The organism is Gynuella sp., assembly GCF_050297175.1.
In the GTDB taxonomy this organism is placed as follows: domain Bacteria; phylum Pseudomonadota; class Gammaproteobacteria; order Pseudomonadales; family Natronospirillaceae; genus Gynuella.
This window is the reverse complement of sequence record NZ_JBNKSF010000026.1, coordinates 141762-161885: the sequence shown is the minus strand read 5'-3', so window position 1 is coordinate 161885 and position 20124 is coordinate 141762. Positions and strand designations below refer to the sequence as shown.

At 49.1% G+C, this 20124-nt stretch carries 13 protein-coding genes; 7 read left to right on the top strand and 6 right to left on the bottom strand.

The features are described 5' to 3' along the window. Positions 1 to 446: 446 nt before the first annotated feature. Positions 447 to 1394 (bottom strand): GlxA family transcriptional regulator, encoded by a 948-nt coding sequence (locus ACQY6I_RS09700; RefSeq protein WP_428241287.1) that lies wholly within the window; start codon positions 1392 to 1394, stop codon positions 447 to 449. Positions 1395 to 1637: 243 nt separating this feature from the next. Here ACQY6I_RS09700 and ACQY6I_RS09695 point away from each other — a divergent pair, with 243 nt between their 5' ends. Beyond that, entirely contained in the window at positions 1638 to 1958 is a 321-nt protein-coding gene (locus tag ACQY6I_RS09695; protein WP_428241286.1) for a hypothetical protein, read from the top strand. Between the two features lie 10 nt (positions 1959 to 1968). Here ACQY6I_RS09695 and yccX read toward each other — a convergent pair whose 3' ends face one another. Further along, positions 1969 to 2250, bottom strand: coding sequence for an acylphosphatase (gene yccX, locus ACQY6I_RS09690; RefSeq protein ID WP_428241285.1), 282 nt, complete (start codon positions 2248 to 2250; stop codon positions 1969 to 1971). Between the two features lie 819 nt (positions 2251 to 3069). Here yccX and ACQY6I_RS09685 point away from each other — a divergent pair. From ACQY6I_RS09685 to ACQY6I_RS09675, 3 genes are all read left to right on the top strand, one after another. Beyond that, complete coding sequence (locus ACQY6I_RS09685) at positions 3070 to 4698, top strand: NAD(P)-binding protein (protein ID WP_428241284.1); 1629 nt, start codon at positions 3070 to 3072, stop codon at positions 4696 to 4698. A 10-nt stretch (positions 4699 to 4708) separates the two neighbouring features. Then, the gene (nifJ, locus tag ACQY6I_RS09680) at positions 4709 to 8293 is read left to right on the top strand and encodes a pyruvate:ferredoxin (flavodoxin) oxidoreductase (RefSeq protein WP_428241283.1); all 3585 of its coding nucleotides are present in this window, start codon (positions 4709 to 4711) and stop codon (positions 8291 to 8293) included. A gap of 372 nt (positions 8294 to 8665) precedes the next feature. Further along, entirely contained in the window at positions 8666 to 9379 is a 714-nt protein-coding gene (locus tag ACQY6I_RS09675; protein WP_428241282.1) for a rhamnogalacturonan acetylesterase, read from the top strand. Between the two features lie 119 nt (positions 9380 to 9498). Here the strand turns inward: ACQY6I_RS09675 and ACQY6I_RS09670 are convergent, their stop codons facing one another. Further along, entirely contained in the window at positions 9499 to 9924 is a 426-nt protein-coding gene (locus ACQY6I_RS09670; RefSeq protein WP_428241281.1) for a VOC family protein, read from the bottom strand. A 192-nt stretch (positions 9925 to 10116) separates the two neighbouring features. Next, the gene (locus tag ACQY6I_RS09665; protein WP_428241280.1) at positions 10117 to 10746 is read right to left on the bottom strand and encodes an NAD(P)H-binding protein; all 630 of its coding nucleotides are present in this window, start codon (positions 10744 to 10746) and stop codon (positions 10117 to 10119) included. Positions 10747 to 11139: 393 nt separating this feature from the next. Between ACQY6I_RS09665 and ACQY6I_RS09660 the strand changes: the two genes are divergently transcribed. Then, the gene (locus ACQY6I_RS09660) at positions 11140 to 12744 is read left to right on the top strand and encodes an NAD-dependent malic enzyme (RefSeq protein ID WP_428241279.1); all 1605 of its coding nucleotides are present in this window, start codon (positions 11140 to 11142) and stop codon (positions 12742 to 12744) included. A gap of 50 nt (positions 12745 to 12794) precedes the next feature. Here ACQY6I_RS09660 and ACQY6I_RS09655 read toward each other — a convergent pair whose 3' ends face one another. Beyond that, entirely contained in the window at positions 12795 to 14336 is a 1542-nt protein-coding gene (locus ACQY6I_RS09655) for a hypothetical protein (RefSeq protein ID WP_428241278.1), read from the bottom strand. 175 nt (positions 14337 to 14511) lie between these two features. Continuing rightward, on the bottom strand, positions 14512 to 15783 hold the full coding sequence (locus ACQY6I_RS09650) for an NRAMP family divalent metal transporter (RefSeq protein WP_428241277.1): 1272 nt from the start codon (positions 15781 to 15783) through the stop codon (positions 14512 to 14514). A gap of 1141 nt (positions 15784 to 16924) precedes the next feature. Between ACQY6I_RS09650 and ACQY6I_RS09645 the strand changes: the two genes are divergently transcribed. Continuing rightward, on the top strand, positions 16925 to 19066 hold the full coding sequence (locus ACQY6I_RS09645; RefSeq protein ID WP_428241276.1) for a choice-of-anchor B family protein: 2142 nt from the start codon (positions 16925 to 16927) through the stop codon (positions 19064 to 19066). 150 nt (positions 19067 to 19216) lie between these two features. Further along, positions 19217 to 20116, top strand: a complete 900-nt coding sequence (locus tag ACQY6I_RS09640; protein WP_428241275.1) for a FixH family protein — start codon at positions 19217 to 19219, stop codon at positions 20114 to 20116. Positions 20117 to 20124: the final 8 nt, after the last annotated feature.

Here is a 20124-nt window from a genome sequence, read left to right as displayed (position 1 = left end):
ACTTCGACAGATTTTCGCTATCTTTATAAAGAATTTATCGAAATAATAGGAAGCAACGACCTGAAAAATTTTTTAAATCAATCGCACATAAAAAATACGAAAACAAAATCAGAAACATTTTTTATTTTTAACACTTTATTAAGCGTCTTTTTGCATAAAAACTATCTAATACAGAACATATTCATTACGTGAAAAGTACCAATCATGGATTTGAAATGAACATGTGTTGTTTCAAGCAGTATGCAAAACAAATGGCACTTTCAAGTCAATAAGATATATTCGCGGTGGATTTGCAACAAAGTATCTGCACTATTTCTGCCCAATATTTAGGGAACTTCTGAAAAATGGTCTGTTTTTCATAGGCCCCTTAGAAATGCGATGCTAAGCACCTGCAGCCAGTGACACTCAATTTTCGTTGAACCAAACCGGATTTTTCCAACACCTTATCAGAGCGCAATTCGTTGACTAAGACGGCGTTCTTCGCTGGGCGTAATACCGTATTGGCTACGATATGCAGTGCTGAAATGAGCACCACTGGAGAAGCCACAGCTCAGACCAATATCTGCAATGCTATCGGAGCTGTTCAACAACATCTGGCGGGCTTTTTCAAGACGGATCTGTTGATAATATTTTGATGGCACCGAATCAAGATGCTTCTTAAACAGTCGCTCCAGTTGCCGACGGGATATTTTGACATGAACGGAAATATCATCTGTCGTTAAGGGTTCCTCGATGTTGGCTTCCATCAATGCCAACGCTTCAGCCAGTTTAGGTTGTTCCGCCTGTGTACGTTTGGACAGAGGAACCGGAGCTATGCGTGGGTGATTTCCCAATCGCTCATCCACGAAATACTGCGCCACCGCCTGCGCCAATTCCATCCCCTGCTGACGGGCCAATAGAAACAGCATCATATCCAGCGAGGCGGTTCCCCCCCGGCAGGTATAGCGGTTGCGATCCACCGCATACACATCGGTTGATAACACCACGGACTTAAAGGAGCTCATGATCTCCTCATACTTCCACCAGTGAATGACCGCCCGATAACCATTGAGCAGTCCGGCCTTGGCAAGGTCGTAACTGCCGGTGGCAATGCCAGCCAGCACACTGTCCGGATCCAGTCCCGTCAGCCAGGTATGAAGTACTTCTTCATACTGATAGGTCCCTGGAGAAGTACCGGCAATAAAGTAAGCATCCATAGGTTCCAAAGTGTCTACACAATGTTCGCAGGTCACTTTATTACCCAGAGAAGAGACAGAGCTGTTGCCAGTCAGGCAGGCATTTTCAATGCGATAATACTCTTCGCCCATCAACTGATTACATACCAGCAGCGCTTCAATCGCCGATACATAACTGATTGATGAATACCCGGGCATCAACACAAAACCAATTCTCAACGGAGAACTCCTTATACTTTTTCGATCATTTAACCATGATCACCTGTGCAGGTCTGCGGTTGATTCGTATTTTCAACACGACAGTCACATGCAGCAGATGAATAGTCTACCCAGAGGTAATGGCAAAAAAACGCTGATACTTTACAGAATGAAACAATGTTAGCGCTGATCTGTCTGAATATTTTTGTTTCAGTTTGCAGTAATCTGTCCAGTATTAAATCACGCCTCTTTGAGAGTATGCTGTTGATTACACTCGTTCCTTTCAAAAACCACGAAATTGCTCAACAGTTCAACTGTGCAGATGAATTTATCTTCCTTGATGAGCGGGGCAATATCGAAGCCGAAATCAGTGCAACGTCAAGCCCGACCGGTCTTGATCCTGGTCATGAGCAAAGGCTGGCAGAGCTGATTGGCGCTTTTCCATCATGCCGGGTGCTGGTTAAACAGATCTCTTTGGGATGCGCTTTGTTGCTGGAAGAGCACGGTGCAACTATCTGTAAGATTGACAACGACATCCGGTTCCTGCATCAGCTCCACTCGTCATCCCATAAGCAAACACAATAACGCCACGCCATTATAACGTTATAAACCGATCCACGGCTGGTACTGTGCCAGTAATATCTTCTGTCTCCAGATGTTCCACCCTCGCAAATTCCGGTCCCTGCCGCAGCCAGGTCAACAGTTGAGCGATTTCCGCTGGAGACCCATGAGCCTGCACTTCCACCCGACCATCGGCAAGGTTTTTGGCATGACCGGTGACCCCCAGAGATACCGCCATTTGTCTGGTGGAATAACGAAATCCGACCCCCTGAACCCGACCGGTTACCAACACCCGCACCGATTTCGTCTGACTCATGATGTTCTCCTGACATGTCACTGGATGTTATAAACAGAGCTTATCACCAATAGTAAGATATCATTCCATATTAGGCGTGTTCACGCTAATGGCTATCGGGAAAGCCATCAACCCACCGGTTTCCGACATCTGATGCGTGAGTTTTCAGCAATCTGCAGGCGGTTTGTAAAAAGCTGCCATTTACTGGAGTAAATGGCAATGTGAGAGATGCAACTCCGGACGGAACTGACAACGTCGAGGTCATCTGCTGAGACCGAAACGAACGTCCGTCACCTGTTCCCCCTCAACGAGTACAGTTTGTTATGATAACGATCATTCGCTTTACGGTTCTCTATCTCACTGATGCACAGAAAAAGGCAATAAACCAGTAGCAGAAGAAATCAGAAAAGCACAAAACCGTCAATTTGACTTACCATAGCAACAGAACAACTAACACTCGACTTTAGTCTTACATAACCAACCGTTGTAAAATTACCAGCCGCGTTTCCTATAGTGAAAAACAGCGACTATGACAGCCACTAAAATCAAAAAAAATCGATTTCAATCGCTTATTGAACAACTGTATTCAAGCATGGAAAAAACCAAAAAATGAAATTTCGCTGAAACCATTATTTCGCCACAAGAGAATCATTCTTGTCCTTATCGCTAGTTTTACGTCAACATTCTTTCAAGTTATTTATTCCGTAATAAAAACATTCTGGTTTATTTTTTGAACGTCTAATACTTCAATCAAAAAACTGTCTCAGATCATACATCCTCAGCATGTCGGTGCTGTAATCCTGCGGGTCACCTCATATAAAAACCCCGAAGAGGTAAAGCATGCACAAACAAACCATGGACATGACTGTCCCTCCAGATTTATCAAAAAGCGGTGGTACGGGTCCGGCGGTCAACCGTCGTCCGGTCTATCAGGATTTTATGCCACCGTGTAACTCTGCCTGTCCTGCCGGTGAAAACATTCAGGGCTGGCTGGCCTTGGTTCATGACAAACGTTACCACGACGCCTGGCAATTGCTGATCGAAAACAATCCTATGCCGGCCGTTCATGGCCGGGTCTGTTATCACCCTTGCGAAGGCGGCTGCAACCGCGAACAGGTGGATGGGGCCGTCAGTATTCACCAGGTGGAGCGTTTTCTTGGCGACATGGCCATCGAACAAGGCTGGCAACCGAATTACACCAGTCGCAAGACCGGTAAACGAGTGTTAGTGGTGGGAGCTGGCCCAAGTGGTTTGAGCGCTGCCTATCATCTGGCCCGCATGGGCCATACCGTGGAAATCAGAGACGCCGGAACCCGTCCGGGCGGGATGATGTATTTCGGTATACCGGCCTATCGGCTGCCACGCGATATATTGATGGCGGAAATCCAGCGCATCGAACGTATGGGGGTCAAGATCACCCTCAATCACAAAGTTGAGGATCTGCAAAAAGAAAAAGAAGAAGGCGCATTTGATGCCGTCTTCGTGGCGGTAGGCGCACACATTTCCCGCAAAGTGGACATTCCCGCCAGAGAGGCCGGCAGAATACTGGATGCTGTCAGCTACCTGCGTGAGGTGGGCGAAGGACAACGACCCATGCTGGGGCGCAGAGTTGCCGTTTATGGCGGAGGAAACACAGCCATGGACGCAGCCAGAACCGCCAAGCGACTCGGAGCCGAAGAAGCCATGATTATTTATCGCCGTGACATCGATCATATGCCGGCGCATAAATTTGAAGCAGAAGAAGCCATGGAGGAAGGTGTTAAAATCAACTGGTTGCGAACGATTTCCGAACTGGAACTCGATCAGATCAAAATCGAAAAAATGATGCTCGATGAAAACGGCCGGCCACAGCCGACCGGGGAATATGAAACCCTCGAAGCTGATGCAGTCATTCTGGCTCTCGGCCAGAATATTGACTCAGAACTGATGCAAGGGATACCGGAAATCATGTTTTCTGAAGATGGCACAGTACAGGTCGATGAACACATGATGACGGCCCATACCGGCATCTTCGCCGGCGGCGACATGGTACCAAGCGAGCGGACGGTCACCATAGCAACGGGTCATGGTAAGCATGCTGCCCGAAATATTCACGCCTTCTTAAGCGGCCAGGTATTTGCGCCCAAAGCCAAATCTCCGGTAGTGCCGTTTGACGCTCTGCACATCTGGTACTACACCGACACCGAACAGACCTCCCAGCCTGTGGTTCCGCCGGAACAACGGACTCAGAGTTTTGACGAAGTACTTGGTAACCTCACTGAAGAGGAAATCCGTTACGAGGTCCGGCGTTGCTATTCCTGTGGCAACTGTTTCGAATGCGATGGCTGCTATGGAGCCTGTCCGGAAGATGCCATCATCAAACTCGGTGAAGGCCGTTTCTATCAGATTGATTATTCCAAATGCACCGGCTGTAGCGCCTGTGTCCTCCAGTGCCCAACGGCGGCAATCCATATGACTGACAAAGCTTGAGGAGATTACCATGGCTAAAACAAAACTCAGGCAGGTCACAATCGATGGCGGTGAAGCAACCGCTTACGTGGCTTATCGCGTCAACGAAGTCTGTGCCATCTATCCGATTACACCCTCCTCCCCCATGGCCGAATTTGCAGACCAGTGGGCCAGCCAGGATATCAAAAATATCTGGGGCGAAACGCCACTGATTGCTGAGATGCAAAGCGAAGGCGGGGCAGCCGGAACTGTTCACGGTGCCCTCCAGACCGGTGCCCTGACCACCACTTTCACTGCCTCTCAAGGCTTGATGTTGATGATCCCTAACATGTACAAAATTGCCGGAGAACTGACGCCGGCAGTGTTTCATGTTGCAGCCCGTTCACTGGCGGCTCAGGGTTTGTCAATCTTTGGCGATCATCAGGATGTCATGGCCGTACGCATGACCGGTTTTGCCCAACTGGCTTCTTCCACCGTCCAGGAATGTCACGACATGGCGCTGGTGGCTCAGGCTGCCACCCTGAAGAGCCGGGTGCCGGTGGTACACTTTTTTGATGGCTTCAGAACCTCTCACGAAGTCTCCAAAATCATCCTGCTGGAAGATCAGCAAATTCGCGCCATGATCGATGACAAACTGGTCTTTGCCCATCGTCAAAGAGCGTTGAATCCCGACCGCCCGCACATGCGCGGTACCGCTCAAAACCCCGATACGTATTTCCAGGGCCGGGAAAGCGTCAACAACTACTATCGGGAAGCCATCGGCATCTATGAAGAAACTCTGGAACAGTTTGCGACACTCACCGGCAGGCGCTATAAGCTGTTCGAGTACTATGGCGACCCCAAAGCCGAACGGGTGATCGTAATTATGGGCTCGGGTGCGGAAACCGCTATTTCCACTGCCGACTACTTGAATCAAAACGGCGATTCCGTCGGTGTTCTCAAAGTCCGTTTATATCGACCTTTCAGTGCTCGGCATTTTCTGGCCGCGCTGCCTGCCCAGGCTAAACGGATCGCAGTACTGGACCGTACCAAAGAACCCGGCTGTGAGGGTGAGCCTCTGTATAAAGATGTCGTGACCGAACTGGCTCAGGCCCTTGTTTGCGGGGAACGGAAAACCATGCCGATGGTCATTGGTGGACGCTTTGGCCTTTCCAGCAAGGAATTTACACCCGCTATGGTGGCCAGGGTATTTGCCGAACTGTTGCACGACCAACCCAAAAACGACTTCACCATTGGTATCATTGATGACCGCTCCAATACCAGTCTCGATGATGTCGAAGCGATGGATATAGAGCCTCAGGACACTGTCCGGGCATTATTTTTCGGGCTCGGTTCAGACGGGACTGTGGGTGCCAATAAAAACAGCATCAAGATCATTGGTGATGAAGAAGGCTACTTTGCTCAGGGATATTTTGTTTACGATTCCAAAAAAGCCGGCAGCATGACCACCTCCCATCTGCGTTTCGGACCGCATCCGATACAGGCACCTTACCTGATTCAGTCAGCCGGTTTTATCGCCTGTCATCAGTTCAACTTTGTTGACCATGTTGAAATGCTTGATCGAGCCCGTCGCGGCGCAACGTTTCTACTGAACAGTCCTTACGACAAGGACGAGGTATGGGATAAATTGCCGCGTCATGTACAGCAGGAGATTATCAATAAAGATATTCAGTTCTACGTCATAGATGGTGCTAAAGTTGCCCGTTCGGTAGGAATGGGCCGACGCATCAATACTGTTATGCAAACCTGTTTCTTTGCACTTTCGGGTGTGATGGAAAAAGATCAGGCAATTGAGAAGATTAAACAGGCAGCGAAAAAAACCTACAGCCGCAAAGGCGAGGAAATTGTAAAACGTAACTATGCTGCTATCGATCAGGCACTGGCACATTTGCAACAGGTGAACTACCCGAAACAGGTCAGCAGTGAATACGACCCTGATCCAATGGCCGCATTTGAACAAGCGCCGGAGTTTGTCAAACAAGTAACCAGTGAAATCATTCACGGCCGTGGCGACCTGATTCCGGTATCTCTGCTACCCGACGATGGCACTTTCCCGACCGCCACGACTAAATGGGAAAAACGCAACATCGCTCAGGACATTCCCATCTGGGAACCCGACCTGTGTATTCAGTGTGGCAACTGTTCTATCGTCTGCCCACACGCAGCGATCCGGGCTAAATTCTACAATGAAGATGTCTTGGCACAAGCACCAGAAGCATTCCGTTCGGCCGAAGTCAGTGCCCGTGGGTTTCCGGACATACGGTACACGCTTCAGGTCTATCCGGAAGACTGCACCGGCTGCGGATTATGTGTTCGTGCCTGCCCGGCTCAGGACCCTTTGGACGAGCACCATCACGCCATCAATATGACGGACAAAGAAACCTGGTTGAGTACCGAAAAGGTCGGACTACAGTTCTTTGAGCAATTACCTTATAACGATCGCAACCGGGTTGATTTCTCCAACGTTCGCGGAGTGCAATACCTACAACCCTTGTTCGAATTCAGCGGCGCCTGTTCCGGTTGTGGCGAAACACCTTATCTGAAACTGATTAGCCAGTTATTTGGTGACCGTTCACTCATCGCCAACGCAACCGGCTGCTCCTCCATCTACGGTGGCAATTTGCCGACCACTCCCTGGAGTCAGAATAGCGATGGTAAAGGACCGGCATGGGCTAACTCTCTGTTTGAAGACAATGCCGAGTTTGGTTTTGGTTACCGGCTGACGGTTGATCAACATACCCGACTGGCACAAACCCGGTTACAGGAACTGGCTTCCGAGATCGACCTGGACCTTGTAGCAGAAACTCTGAATGCACCTCAGACGCTGGAAAGCGAAATCATTCAACAACGCCGTCGGGTGACAGATATCAGACAAAAACTTGAACAGCTGAAGACTCCCAAAGCACAGGAACTGTTATCGGTTATCGACCACCTGGTCCGTCGCAGTATCTGGATCGTCGGCGGCGACGGCTGGGCCTATGACATTGGTTATGGCGGTGTCGATCATGTCCTGGCGAGTGGTCGTAATGTCAACGTGCTGGTGATGGATACCGAAGTTTACTCCAACACCGGTGGCCAGGCCTCCAAAGCCACGCCTATCGGAGCGGTTGCCAAGTTCGCTGCTGGCGGAAAGGTTGTGCCACAAAAAGACCTGAGTCTGCAGGCCATTGCCTACGGGAACGTCTATGTCGCCAGAGTTGCCCTGGGTGCCAACCCGCAACAGACATTACAGGCTTTCCGTGAGGCAGAACGTTACGATGGACCATCCTTGATCATTGCTTACAGTCACTGCATTGAGCATGGCATCAATATGGATGAGGGCCTGGAGCAACAGCGTCTCGCCGTTAAAGCCGGTTATTGGCCGTTGTATCGTTACAACCCGGCACTACACAGCGCCGGTAAAAATCCGTTTATTCTGGATTCCCTCAGACCTACCATTGACGTCAAGGATTATGCTTATCGAGAGAACCGCTACAAGGTACTCAGGGATCGTAATCCAGAAGAGGCAGATCGCCTGATGCAGCTGGCCCAGCAGGTAGTGAACCAAAAATGGTCAGTTTACGAAGAAATGGCCACGCGCTCAGCCGACGAGTTTATTCCTGACACTCGGATGTAACGCGTTTATCAGGCAGGCTGCACCCCACACAGCCTGCCATCCTTCGTCCCATCGCTCCCACCATATACTTATTTAATTCATCAAATCGCTATTCTTATAATATTCTCCACCAGCCTCTCACACCAAACCGGGCATTGACGACACCCATTAAATCAAATAGCTTTAAACAGATTTTCGATTCGTACGTCCGAAATATTTCAATAAAAATAAAACAGATAAAAAAAGGCAAATATGAAACACACCATAAAATCTATTTTTAAATTAAAAAAACCTGCACATCCGATCATTTCAAAAAGCATGAAACATATGCTCGTTGGCATTGGTTTTATCAGCGCAACACTGACATCATGTGCCGGCCTGGAGACACAAAAAATGACTGACTCAGCCACTTTGCAGATATTTATGGCTGGCGATTCAACCATGGCCATCAAAGATCCCTCCGACTATCCAGAGACCGGCTGGGGTGTCCCTTTTGCCAAGTTTTTTGACAAGTCCGTCAACACCATTAATCTCGCCAGAAACGGGCGCAGCACCAAAACATTTATTTCTGAAGGACGATGGCAGGCCGTTATCGATAACATTCATGCCGGAGACTATGTCTTTATTCAATTTGGTCATAACGATGAAGTGCCCAGCAAAGTCGAACGCTACACCACTCCTGAGGAGTACAAAGCCAATTTAAATCGTTTTATCAAGGATGTGGAAACCGCCGATGCTCATGCGATTTTGATGACCCCGGTGGTACGCCGAAAATTTGATCAGAATGACCACTTGGTATCAACTCACCCTTACGCCCAGCTGGTACGCGAAGTGGCGGCAGAACATCCGGAAATAACATTCATTGATATGGAAAAGGTGACACACGACTATTTCGAAAACCTGGGCCCCAAAGACTCGGAGTTGCGGTTCATGCACCTGCAACCGGGTGCTCATCCCAACTATCCTGATGGCAGATCTGACAATACCCATTACACCGAATTCGGTGCCCGTGAAGTGGCGCAACTGGTACTGGCGGAACTACGGAAAATCAATCACCCATTGACTAAATACATTCGTGTAGCAGATCCCAAGCACCTGAAAAAATAGGCTCTGCTACATCCACTGCCGTGAATATGAAACATCCTAAAACGATATTCATATACGCGGCTCCACTGACCATGACCAGCACCATAATTCCAGACCGGACCAGATCGTCAGTGAAATCATTATCTGGCAAACAATTGAGTCAGGTCTTTGAACGCTTTGAACTCCAAAGCATTACCACACGGGTCGAATAGGAACATGGTGCCCTGTTCACCCACCTGACCTTTGAAGCGCACATAAGGCTCGATCAAAAACGGAATATCGAAAGATTTCAGCCGCTCAGCCAGTGCCTCCCACTGAGACCATTCCAGTACTACACCAAAATGCGGTACCGGAACATCGTGACCATCCACCGCATTCGTGTGAGCCTGTTGTTGTGCCGGGGTCTGAAGATGTTCATGGATGACCAGCTGATGCCCGAAAAAATCAAAATCGACCCAATGCTCGGAAGACCGGCCTTCTTCCAAACCGAATACCTCAGTATAAAAATTTCGTGCCGCATTGAGGTCATAAACTGGAATGGCCAGATGAAAAGGTTGCAGACTCATACAGATTTCTCGTTTTGTGTTTACGGATGAATCGATCAGGACGGAAGCCGTCGATCACTGTTTAACATGAAAACCATTTATCCTGCAGACGATAGGGCGTTATACCCATAGACAGGCCGAATGTAAGAGCGCAATCGAACCTATCAGCTATTTGTAGCTTGGCAAGCAGGCGGTGTCCATGTAAGAGGTTCCCTAACTCAATGTCTCAGATGATACTTCATGTACGCCCGGCTCAGCACGAACAGCAGCATCCAGCAGGGCTCGGGCAATATTATCAGCCGGATTGCAACGCCACCGTCGAGGCAGAACCGGTGCCAGTATGGTCAGCAGTAATTGCATACTCCGTTCTCCCAAACGAAACTCAGTCCGCTGACCAGCGATCAATCCCGGCCTGACCAACGTAACGGATGCAAACGACAGCGCCTGCAGATCGCGCTCCAGTTCACCTTTGACCCGGTTATAAAAGAACCTGGAATTCACATCTGCTCCCATGGCCGAGTTGAGCACGTAACAGCGGCCACCATATTGTTGCGCGTGTCGGGCAACAGCCAAAGGATAGTCATGGTCGATGCGATAAAACATCTCGCGGGAACCGGCTGTTTTCAGGGTTGAGCCCAAGGTGCAGATAACGGCATCACACTGCCAGAGCTGTGCGTCATCGGGCAATTGATCAAAATCGACACTATGGCATTGCAATTTCCCAGTCGACGCCAATGGCTTGCGTGCCAACACCGTTATGTGACTGATTCGGGGATCAGCCTGTGCCTGCGTCAGTACTTGCTGGCCAACCAGACCAGTCGCCCCCACTACCAGTATTCTCATATGCCTGCCTCAAGAGATATCCATGTAACAACCGCTGTCGCGCCGCTCATCGACGTTGAAAGTTACGCCAGTATATGCAAGACACGACGGCTTTGCTTTATCTCCAACAAATCAACGACATGCGCCATATAACAGATACAGACACTGTATTTTTTGTGAAAGTGACTGAGATGGGTCAGCCTAGGTCAATGAGGGCTCATGTACACTAAAGAAGACGTTATAACCGCCGGCCTGAAGCATCTGATAATGAAACTATGTGACCTTGTTCAACGCCGGATAGCTGGAGAACCTTCGAACTGAACCCGATCAATAATAGGTTGAAGGCATAAAAACGTTATAATCTATATTTCCATACGATCTTTCTTTCACCTGCAGCCAATATCGGAACTCAGTATGAACAAAAAAGGTTTAGAAATTTTAAGTAACCCAAGAACCAATAAAGGCACCGCTTTCACGCTGGAAGAGCGCCAGCAACTCGGTTTAACCGGTTTACTGCCGCCTGTGGTCAGTAGTCAGCAACAACAAGTCAATCGTTCACTGGCCAATCTTCGGAAAAAAACTACCCCCATTGATCAATATATCTCCCTGGCTGCACTGCAAAAACGCAATGAGCGTGTTTACTATAAAATACTGATTGATCATATCGAAGAATTTATGCCGGTGGTTTACACCCCAACTGTTGGCAAAGCCTGTCAGGATTTCGCGATAAATTTCCGTGAAACCAATGGTTGCTATATTTCCTATAATGATCGCGGCAACATTGAACAACTACTGCAAAACTGGCAAGAGGATGTCCGTCTGATCGTGGTGACCGACGGCGAACGGATTCTCGGCCTGGGTGATTTGGGCAGCAACGGCATGGGCATCCCGATTGGCAAACTGTCTCTGTATTGCGCCTGTGCTGGCGTTGATCCTGCCCACTGTATGCCGATCATGCTGGACGTGGGAACAGATAATGAAGAGGCCCGCGAAGATCCATTCTATCTGGGCCTACGTCAGCCCCGCATCCGTGGCGAGGAATATGACGCCTTTGTCGACGAATTCGTACAAGCCGTCAAACAACAGTTCCCCAATGCACTGTTACAGTTTGAAGATTTCTCCACTCCAAATGCCGTCACTCTGCTGGAGCGTTATCGCGATCAACTACTGTGTTTCAATGACGATATCCAGGGCACTGCAGCAGTCGCATTGGCCGGTTTGATGGCCGCCACCCGGATCAACGGCATGCAGCTGAAGGATATGCGTTTTATGTTCCTGGGTGCAGGGTCAGCCGCGACCGGTATCGGTGATCTGGTGGCCAAAGCCATGCAGCGTCAGGGGCTTAGCGCCGAAGAAGCCAATGCCCGCATGGTCTTTAACGACAGCAAAGGTCTGGTCGTGAAAAGCCGCGATTATATCAAAGAACATGTACGCCCCTTTGCCGCCGACATGTCACCGATGACGGCCCTTGAAGCACTGAAGGAATTCCGCCCACATGCGTTAATTGGAGCCACCGGCAGACCCGGCCTGATCACTCAGGAGATGGTGGAGTTCATGACCGCCAACAACGAACACCCTGTTGTGTTTGCACTTTCCAACCCAACAGCCAATGCTGAATGTACCGCGGAAAATGCCTATCAGTGGAGTAACGGACAAGCAGTATTTGCCAGTGGCAGCCCGTTTGACGTGGTTCACATCAACGGCAATGTGAAAGTTCCGGGTCAGGGCAATAATGCCTATATTTTTCCGGGTCTGGGCCTTGGCGCCTTACTTTCCGGTACCACTCGTATCAATGACGACATGTTGATTTCAGCCGCCGAAACACTCGCCGCGGAGGTCTCTCAGAAACAGATCGATCTGGGATGTTTGTATCCACCACTGAAGCAGATACGTGAAGTGTCTGCCAAGATTGCCGTCGCGGTGGGTGAAAGTGCCCAACGCAATGGGCTATTGAAAGGTGAGCTGCCGGAGCAGTTTGAAAGCTTTGTCAAACAACATCAGTACGATCCCAGCTACTGATCAGTCAGCTGATCACAGCCCGTCAACATGGTGACGGGCTGCTCTGAACATTAGTCCTGTCTGCGTCTGAGCAGCGTGACCAGTCCGAGCAATAACACCCCAAAGCCCGCAGAACCACCCCCTGATGAGTTGCTCGGGTTGTCTGTTGCGGGTTTTTCTGATCCGGGCTGTTCGCCCTCCGATGACCCTGTCGGCCAGTCATCAATATGACCATCAACATCGCGGTCTGCCCAGATTCTGCCCAGTAACAACATTCCCGGCGCTTCAGTATTGCTGCCAAACTGCCATAGAGTCTTGCCCTCGGCATTTTTGACCTGGTCGTAACCCTGATAACTCAAACCGTTACAACGATTAGCGGCGCTGGTGGCACATTGTATATCCACCAGGTCGAGATATTGCGGCGCAGGTGCCCAGTAGCCATATTGATAGCCACAGGCTTCATCGCGGCCAGCCAAATCTCTGGCCCAATAAATGCTGTTGTATTTCTGATCAAGATCACAGTAACCAACAACGGCCCCGAGCTTAAACTCATCGTCTTCATCTTTTTGCAATTTAACCAGAGAGATGGCCCGGGAAAGACTTCCTTTAGCCACCCCCCCAAAGATACCACCTGCAAACTGATTGCCAGGATAGTCACCGTCGATCAGCAACGAACCGGTCACCAACAGGTCCTCTAAGCTATCGCTGACTGAGTAGCCGGCAATCCCGCCAATATAGTTATGTGCGGTGACATTCACTTCAGCAATCAGACGTTGATACTGGCTGTCGTGACTTTTCCCAACGATGGCTCCAATCCGTGTTTCTCCGGAAATGGATGCGCGCACCACGACATCGCTCATACTCGCATTGGCTAATTCACCAACCACGCCGCCAACGATGCCTTCTCCCGATACGTCAGCCTCAAGACGAATACCTGAAACACTGGAACCTTCATCAACGATAGCGATCAGTCCACCGATAATATTACAATCATCAACTTCGTCACAGCTGCCGTTAGTGCCCATCGCAGTCACTTTTACCTGCGCGGAAATATTCTCAACCCGGGTTTTCCAGATATAACCCAGTAATGTTCCGGACTCCCGTCTGGCTGTTATATCGGCCTGCAGCTTCAAATCATGGATGTAGGCTTCTTCGGCATACCCAATCAGGGCTCCAAACCTCTCACTTGGTCGTACCATGAACAGATTCCGGATCATATGACCGTTTCCATTCAGCTCGGCCGCAAATTTGACCGAAAACGCCCCTAACGGTTCCCAACCAGCTCCCTCGTTCCAATACAGATCACCTTCATCGATGCGGCCATTGCCATTGGTATCAAAATCCAGATCCGCCACCAGTTCATAGCCATGACAACCGGACTCCGGACAACCAGTATTCACACCATACAAAGTATGTCCCTGGAAATACTGGATGACACCAACGGTATCGTAATTGTTGCGAATCTCATTCAGATCCTGCAGATCCTCGATTTCGATCAGGCCATCATCATCAAGATCATAGTCCTGACGTTCTGCGCCATAGGCGTGGGAAACAGAGAAACAGGCCAGTGTGGCCAGAGATAACGTTCGAATTGACCGACTGATAGTATGCATGAGCACTTCCTTAATGCCAGAAAAGGCCGCTTAGCATACTGGTGGGATTTACGAAGGACAAGAAAGATTCTTACATAGGTGTATGGATATTAACCATTTAGCCCAATCATAGTGGAGTATCTTATTGGCCGGCAACACTGGCCAATAAGATTGCTCAATCAGATTAATATGACAATCACATTAACCATTTCCACCAGATAAAGACCAGTAAAAAGCCAAACAGATAAACCAGTCCGGCAATTGAGAGCCACTTGAGGCCGGAGCTGACGGCTAACTCACCGGATAACCGGGTACGACCCACCAACATATGATTCAGCAACGCGAAGAATGGAGTCGTCATAAATGCCATGATCATGGCAAAGTTCAACATGGGCAATAATGCCGATGCCCAGAAGGCAATAATGCCCAGCGCCAGTACCGATGTCAGCAATACCCAAATACTGTATGAAACTTCACTGTATTGTGGTTTTTTCTGCAGTAATGCCAACGACTCTGCGACGACTCTGGAATAACCATCTAAAACCGTTATGGTGCTGCCAAAGATGCAGAAAAAAGCGATCACGGCAATCAGATAACGGGACCATTCACCGATTGTCGAGGCATATAAGCCTACCAGCTGGTGAGTAAAACCGATTCCGGATCCAGCTAATGTGACACCGCTGCCATGTAAAACCAACGCCCCCAGAGCCAGAAACATGACCGCCAGAATAGCCGTTCCTACATAGCCGACATTAAAGTCAAACAACGCCGAACGGGGTGTGACTTTCTGCTGACTGCACTGACTTTTAAGCCATACTGAGGTAATACTGGATATTTCGATTGGTGCCGGCATCCAGCCCATGGTAACCACCAGAAAACCAATGGCACCGATGGTCCACGGTGAAGCAGTCTCCACCGCAACCGGAGTCGTACCGCTCTTTCCAAACGCTATCACCACTGCCAGCAGTGTGGTTATGGTCAAAACAATCATGATTGTCTTGGAAAGAACATCCAGTGCCTTATAGTGACCGGCAAATAAGATAAACAGACAAGTTACCACCACAATCACCGACAAAGTGATCATGGACAGCTCAAACGGCACAAAGTAACTAAGCAGGCTGGCACTGAATAACACCAGTGCGGCGGTATTGATCACTGCGGAAAAAATACATAATACGGCAAACAGCCATAAATAAGCCTTGCCCATACCTGCATATCCGCGCACAAGGCTGTTACCGGTTGCCATGGTGTACTGAACACCAGCCCGAAAAAACGGATATTTAAACAGATTGACCAGCAGAATCAGCAACACCAGTTGCCATCCATAAATAGCTCCGGCTTTGGTAGAAGCCACCAGGTGAGAACCACCCACTGCCGCTGCAGCCATCATGATTCCTGGACCGAAAGAAGAGAAAAACCGCGACAACCGAGAATTACCGGCAGCCTGCTGCGCAATCGCATTTTCCATGGAGTATCCTTTTTTACTAACAAAAAATAGAGAGGGATTGTGGTTACGAATACTGAGGATCAAACTGAAAATATGCTGGAACATCTGAATGATATCGGCGAGGAAACCGGAGCAAGGTAAAAATCTGTGACCAATCCGCCTGGTGCAGATATGGACCGCTCGTCTGATCAGCGACTGAAGCACTGGATGTTCCGAGCCGGAAGCGGATGTTTATAAAGTATAAATAACCGATTCGAGCAGATTTTGAACCTGGCATGGCAACACAGGTAATAATTCAGAGACTCCTTTTGTAGTTTATAAAGTCAATACGACTAACCATACAGATCCATCACGAACTGTAATCATAATGTTACATCAATATTCCGGGCATTGGTAAGCCTCGATTTTTATAAACTGGTCAACTTCCGCCCTACTGTTGTGCAACCATCGGTAACCGAGTGATACATCCTGGCACCTTAATGCTGATTCCCCCCCATTATGGCTTTTTCGATCTGCATAAAATGACCATGAAAAATCAATGGAATAACAAAGACACCTCGCTTCGGGTACTCCATGAGCCATTAGTTCCCACCTTCTGCTTTTCACATACAAAAATACCGGAAGCATGCTCATCAATTAGTACAGACAAAGGGTGTTTTCTTTGACCGGGGGATCAGGCTTTGCTTTGTTATTAACTTGGTTATGGTAGCGGGCCGGGAATAACCATACTTAAAATACAGTAATAGCAGAATAAAGGGCGGCGAAGAAAGCAGACTACATCTGTGACCAATCCGTTGAGAGCGAATTTTTGCCGCCCCTTTGCGACGCTGGCAGTTGTTCAGACGTTGTTATAAGCATTGCTATTTGCGGTGACTTCCCATTCATAACCACCCAACCAGTTACGCCAGATGTTTCCAGCGGTTCAGAAAAAGACTGCGAATTACGCATATTTTCCCTGCATTGATTCTGAGGATGGCGGCTCAATGACAGAAGGGGATCTCTAAACAACAGGTTTTTATGAGAACGAGGACGCACCGCGCGCAGAACCGCAGTTTACCCGTAGTAAATGAGGATTTGAGCACGGAGCTGACAAAGTAATCGCGGAAAAGAGACTTGTTAGAGATACCCATAACAACAACCCGATACAGGGGATACGAAATACATGATGAAAACATCAACGATTACATCCTTGTTCGCCACGAGCGTTCTCTGGCTGTCAGCAGAGGCTTGGGGACACAGTGCGATGTTCACAGACGGTTTCAACTATGATGACTCTAATGGCGGTGGCGGAAATCCGGCTATGGAGAGACTGCTGACAACAGACTCATTCTCACTTTCTGCCAATTCCACCACTGCCACTTGCACCGGAGGCTCAGCCAATGGCTATCCATGCGACAATATTGATCTGTTGTCATTCCTGCCTAAAGCCAGCATGGGCGGCGGCAATGCTGACCTCAGCGATATCTGGGGCTACACCGATCCGCAGACCGGTGCTGAAATTGCCATTGTAAGTCGTACCAACGGCACCTCATTCGTGGATGTTACCGACGGCAACAATCCTGTGTTTCTGGGGTTTCTGCCATCCCATAACAACGGCAATGACTCCTGGCGGGACGTTAAAACCTATGACCATTATGCTTTCATTGTGGCCGATGGCAGCAGGAACCGTACACATGGTTTGCAGGTATTCGACTTATCGACTCTACGCAATGTAACACCGGGCAGCACATTGAGCGAAACCGCCCATATGTCCGGATTTGGTAATGCCCATAACATTGTCATTAACGAGGCCACCAGCTACGCCTACATCGTCGGCAGCAATCAATGTAGTGGCGGACTCTATATGGTGGATATTTCCGATCCACTCAATCCAACCTATTCAGGCTGCTTTTCCAGTGATGGTTACACTCACGATGCACAATGCATCATCTACAATGGACCGGACACAGAATACACCGGTAAAGAAATTTGTGTCGGCTACAATGAAGACACCATCACAATTGTTGACGTGACATCAAAGTCCAATCCGTATCAGATCTCCCGTACCACTTATGCTGGCTCGCAATATACCCACCAGGGTTGGTTCGCGGATGATAATCATGCCATTTTGATTATGAATGATGAATTGGACGAGCAGTACAACGGCCACAACACCACATCCTATATTTATGATGTCAGCAATCTCGACCAACCGGTTGAACTTGGGCGCTATGTTGGTCCGACAGCGGCTATCGATCACAACCTGTATACCCTGAACGGATATATTTTTGAATCCAATTACCGCGCCGGTTTGCGCATTCTGGATGCGGCGGATATCACCAATGGAAGCCTTCATCAGGTGGGGTATTTTGATACCATCCCAGCCTCCAACTCTGCGCAATTCTCCGGAACCTGGAGCAACTATATTTATTTCGCCAGTGGCAACATCATTACCAGTGATATCGGCAATGGTCTGTTCACCTTAAAACCAGACTGGGATGCCATCAGCAATACGGATCCCGATCCAGACCCAATCGCTTATTGCAACGCTTCTGGCAATGATGCCAAGTATGAGTGGATCAGCCAGGTCGACATTGGTGATTTCAGCCACGCTTCTGGCGCGGATAACTACGGCGACTTCACCAGCCAGACCATCAATCTGGCAACCGGCGAATCCCCCATATCACTGGTTCCGGCATTTTCCAGCAACAGCTACGGCGAATTCTGGAAAATCTGGATTGACCTGAATGGCGACGGCGATTTCAACGATACTGGTGAAGAGGTCTTCAGTTCTGCAGGAACCTCTAACAGTACCGTCACCGGAGCACTCAGTATTCCAGTCGATACCGCCGGCATCACAACCCGCCTGCGTGTGAGCATGAAATACAATGGAGCACCGGCCCCCTGCGGTACTTTCGACTATGGAGAAGTAGAAGACTACACTGTCAACATCGGCACCGCCGACAATGGCGGTTCTGGTGATACGGCCTTTTTTGAGAGCGTGACCGCCGTTCAAATACCGGACAACAACAGCACTGGTGTCTACAGTCCGCTGACAGTCACGGGGAATACTGAAGCTACGTCAGTGTCTGTTACGGTGAACATCACCCATACCTATATTGGTGACCTGATGGTCGACCTGGTCGACCCAGAAGGCACCATCTACTCTCTGCACAACCGCACCGGCGGCTCAGCAAATAACCTGGAAAAAAGTTACTCCGTGACACTAACCGGAACGATCATTACCGGAGAATGGCAACTCAGAGTTCGGGATCTGGCTCGCCAGGACAATGGAACCCTGAACAACTGGAGCCTGCAGTTCTAGTAAAAGCTGCTGACAGCTGTTATCTGAATCAGAGTCTGTACGCAGATTCTGATTCAGATACAGGCACGAACCAAATGATTCAAAACAACATGACAAACACCTATCCCATAGATATTCCATCAAGCCATCACAATCGTAAGGAGTTGGCGAATGTCGGTTAATTTCACCCGAACCCTGTCAGGCTGCATGTTATTTATCTGCTCACTGTTCAGTCAGGCAGATACGAGACTTTTGCAACAGGCGAGCCGCTTATTGGAACAGGCGGAAACGTTGGAAATGGACAGTGTGTCGGTGTTTGGCAATGCCAATCAACTGATGCAACAAATCAAAACGCTCCGAGCCGATCAACGGAATTTTGCCGGGACCGAACAGGAACCGCGTCTGGTTGAGGTCGCAGATGTTCTGAACGAACAGCGCCAGCAACTGCAACAGCTTGGCAGCCGTCTGCGTCAACACAGCACCGCGTTAAAAACACAAGGCAAAACTTTATTGAAAGATGGTTTTCTCCAGGTCTGGCCTGACCGCATCCACCTCACAAATACCATGCATCTACTATCGGACCCGCAGCCAATCATGGCACATAACACCCAGGTACGCTCCGTCCATCCGACCATGTTAAATCGCATGGATAGCGGACCGGATATACAGCAACCGCAAGACATGACCATGGCAATGCCGGCGATGGGCGGACAACAGGCTCCAGAAGATCTGGATGTATCCACCTTTCAGGTATCCCGACAATTGCATTATTTCGCACATATCGAACCACTCGATGGACAGGGTATTCCTCTCAATAACATTCACCAATGGACATTATGGTTGACGGACGCAGAGGGAAATCCGGTCACTCAAGCTCATATCGACATCACCGGCCACATGCCTGGGCACGTTCACGGTTTGCCCACACAACCCCAAATCACTGACGAACTCTCACCAGGAGAATACCGAGTGGATGGCATCAAATTTCAAATGACCGGCTGGTGGGTGATGCAGTTCGAAGTTCATAAAATGGACAAACAGGATACCTTGACTTTCAACCTGGTACTCTAAGAGGACAG